We start from the raw sequence: 2,567 nt of genomic DNA, 5'->3' as shown, positions 1-2,567 counted from the left end.
GATCAAAAGGTCATGCAGGTCGACGCCAAGCTTGCGGGCATAGATCGGGTCGAGCGCGTGCTCGGCGTCGATGAAGCCGCAGGTGCCGCCACCCTTCTGCGCCTCGGCGATGGTCTGCAGCGCCAGCGTGGTCTTGCCGGAGCTTTCCGGTCCGTAGATTTCGACGATGCGGCCGCGCGGCAGGCCGCCGATGCCAAGGGCGATGTCGAGGCCCAGCGAGCCGGTCGAGACGGTCTCGATCTCGACGACGCTGTCATTGGCGCCAAGCTTCATGATCGAGCCCTTGCCGAACGAGCGTTCGATCTGGGAAAGTGCTGCTTCCAGCGCTTTGCTCTTGTTCACGGATTTTTCCTCAACGAGTTTGAGTGAATTCTGTGCCATCGACTTTATCCCTTGTTTCGCCCGCCGCCTAGGTGAGGCCCTGATTTACCTATTCGTACTCCATTTGTTCTCTTTTTTCAATCCCCCTCGAAACATTGAAATATAACGGTTTTTCGTCTCGTGTTCGGTTTATGTTTCGGTCGCAAGAGAGGTGTGGATCAACGGTTTTCGCCCGGCCTGTCCACATCCGCCGCAATCAGCGCGGCGGCGGCATCGAGGTCGGCGCTGTAGGTGACGTGGTTTTCGTCGATGTGATGGGCGACAAGGATGGCTTTCACCGGCGGCGCGACGCCCGTGAGGAGGACGCGGACATTGCGCGCCCGCGCCCGACGGACCGTGCTTTCGAGCACGTTCGCGGCCGAGGAATCCATGTAGGAGACGTCCGAAAGGTCAAGTACGAAGTTCTTCGCCCGGTCGGCGATGCGGTCCAGAACCGAGCCGACGGTGGAGGCCGCGCCGAAAAAGAAGGCGCCGGAAATGCGGTACACGATCGTGTCGGGGTCGGTGTTGGCGATCGGGTGCTCGCTTTTGGCATTGTAGTCGTCATAGGGACTGACGGCGACATTGCGGCCCATGCGGTCGATGAAGAGCACGGCGCCCAGCGCAAAGCCCGCGACAATGCCTTCGGTCAGATCGCGGAAGACGACGAGCAGCAACGTCACGGTGAGGATCACCGCATCGCCGCGCGAACTCCTGAAGAGGGCCCGGATTGCCGGTTTTTCGACCATGCTCCAGGCGACGACCGCCAGGACGCCCGAAAGGGCTGCAAGCGGAATGAAGCGGGCAAGGGGCGCCGCGACCAGCATGAAGACCAGCAGGAAGAGAGCGTGCAGCATGCCCGAAAACGGGCTGGTGGCGCCGGCGCGCACATTGGTCGCCGTGCGGGCGATCGTGCCGGTGACCGAGATGCCGCCGAACAGGCCGGAGGCGATGTTGGCGATGCCCTGGCCGATCAGCTCCATGTTCGAGCGGTGGCGTCGCCCGGTCATGCCGTCGGCGACGACGGCGGACAGCAGCGATTCGATGGACCCCAAAAGCGCGAAGGCGAAGGCGTCCGGCAGGACCGAGATGACCTTTTCGAGCGAGAGCGTCGGGACCGCAGGCGCCTGCAGACCGCGCGGCAGTCCGCCGAACTGGCTGCCGATGGTTTCCACCGGAAGGTTCAGAAGGGTTGCGGCCAGCGTCGCGACGGCAACGGCGATCAGCATGCCGGGCCAGCCGGGCCTGACCTTTCGGAGCGCGATGATCAGGGCGATGGTGCCGATGGCGATCGCAAGCGCTGCGACATTGGTCGTGCCGACGAACCGCGCCAGATAGGCAATCTTGTCGGCGAAGGGGCCCGGCTCCTTTTCCGGCAGGTCAAGGCCGAGAATGGCCGAAAGCTGGCTGGCGAAGATGATGATGGCGATGCCCGCGGTAAAGCCGACCGTCACGGGGTAGGGGATGAAGCGGATATAGGCGCCGAGCCTCAGATAGCCGGCTGCGATCATGATCAGGCCGGAGAGGATCACCGCCAGCATCAGCCCGTCGACGCCGTGGCGTTCCACGGACGCCGCCACCAGTACGATGAAAGCGCCGGCAGGTCCGCCGATCTGGTGCCGGCTGCCGCCGAAGAGCGAGACGAAGAAGCCGCCGATGATCGCCGCGTAAAGTCCGCGATCGGGGGAGACGCCGCAGGCAATCGCAATGGCCATGGAGAGCGGCAGGGCGACGATGGCAACGGTGAGGCCGGCAATGGTGTCGGCCTTCAGCCGGGAAAGGCCATAGCCCTCCTTCAGGACGCTGACGGTTTTGGGAACGAGACGGGTGGGCATGGCCTGGCAACCTTGCGCGGGGAGGGGATGATCGGTGTATGTTTAGCAAACCTGTTACCGCTGGCAAGGCCAGCGTAACGATTTCCGGTACGCCGAACAATTCCGCAAGATTTGTCAAACCGGCGTGTGCTTCAACCATACCGCCAAGTGGAAACGGAAAGAAGAGATGAACAACGCCCCGGATTTTCAGACCTGTCAGCAACGCCTCATGCGGGTCAGCGCCTATATTCACGACCACCTCGACGAGGAGCTCGATCTCGCCAGGCTCGCCGAAATCGCCTGTCTGTCGCCGTGGCACTGGCACCGCATCTATCGCGGCATCCACGGCGAGACGATCGCCGCGACCGTCAGGCGGTTGCGGCTGCACCGGGC

The 2,567-nt window shown here is 63.2% G+C and carries 2 protein-coding genes and 1 pseudogene; 1 reads left to right on the top strand and 2 read right to left on the bottom strand.

The genetic code is table 11. The features are described from left to right. Both AC5DC2_RS22755 and AC5DC2_RS22750 read right to left on the bottom strand, forming a co-directional pair. Window positions 1–381, bottom strand: a 381-nt coding sequence (locus AC5DC2_RS22755) for an ATPase domain-containing protein (protein WP_491700134.1), incomplete at its 3' end; no start/stop codon positions are given. A 158-nt stretch (window positions 382–539) separates the two neighbouring features. Next, a complete protein-coding gene (locus tag AC5DC2_RS22750) occupies window positions 540–2,195 on the bottom strand; it encodes a SulP family inorganic anion transporter (protein ID WP_491700133.1) in 1,656 nt (551 codons plus the stop codon). A gap of 166 nt (window positions 2,196–2,361) precedes the next feature. Here AC5DC2_RS22750 and AC5DC2_RS22745 point away from each other — a divergent pair. Then, window positions 2,362–2,567 (top strand): annotated as a pseudogene (locus tag AC5DC2_RS22745) (AraC family transcriptional regulator); the annotation flags it as partial.

The organism is Martelella sp. (genome assembly GCF_984369615.1).
This window is presented reverse-complemented; position numbering and strand designations above follow the sequence as displayed.

Bases quoted from the DNA above. Each gene is read 5' to 3' on its own strand.
- AC5DC2_RS22750 (WP_491700133.1), bottom strand. From the start codon at position 2,195: ATGCCCACCCGTCTCGTTCCCAAAACCGTCAGCGTCCTGAAGGAGGGC.